Annotated in this window: 1 rRNA gene; it reads left to right on the top strand. The window is 47.1% G+C overall.

The window, feature by feature from the left end:
* Window positions 1-102 (top strand): 5S ribosomal RNA (gene rrf / locus CWC04_RS20110); the annotation flags it as partial.
* Window positions 103-442 lie beyond the last annotated feature (340 nt).

Raw genomic sequence — 442 nt, 5'->3', positions numbered from 1 at the left:
GCGTTTTGGACCCACCTGACCGCATCGCGAACACAGTAGTGAAACGAAACAGCGCCGATGATAGTGTAGCATTTGCTATGTGAAAGTAGGACATTGCCAGGCTTCAAATAAGAGAAACCCGTTACAGCGATGTAACGGGTTTTTTGCTGTCTGGGATTTAATAAATAGCCAGACCCATGGCTAACTCATCAGAGAAGTAAAACAGCTCGAAGGCGAGCCCCACGGAAGGCCGCCCCGACACAATGATAGTGTAGCATTTGCTATGTGACTCTCTACCGCTGTGGGCACTACGACATCGCCAGGCTCCAAATACAAGAAAGCCCGACTCGAAAGAGCCGGGCTTTTTTACGTCTGCAGAAAAGTGAAATACCTGCCTTTACGTAATACCGACACGTTTTTCCACCCTCAAAATAGATCACTTAATTAAGCGAATTGGTATTAC

This window comes from Pseudoalteromonas sp. S2893 (assembly GCF_005887105.1).
GTDB classification, from domain to species: domain Bacteria; phylum Pseudomonadota; class Gammaproteobacteria; order Enterobacterales; family Alteromonadaceae; genus Pseudoalteromonas; species Pseudoalteromonas atlantica.
Note: the sequence above shows the minus strand (reverse complement) of the source record. Positions and strands in the feature narration are given on the sequence as shown.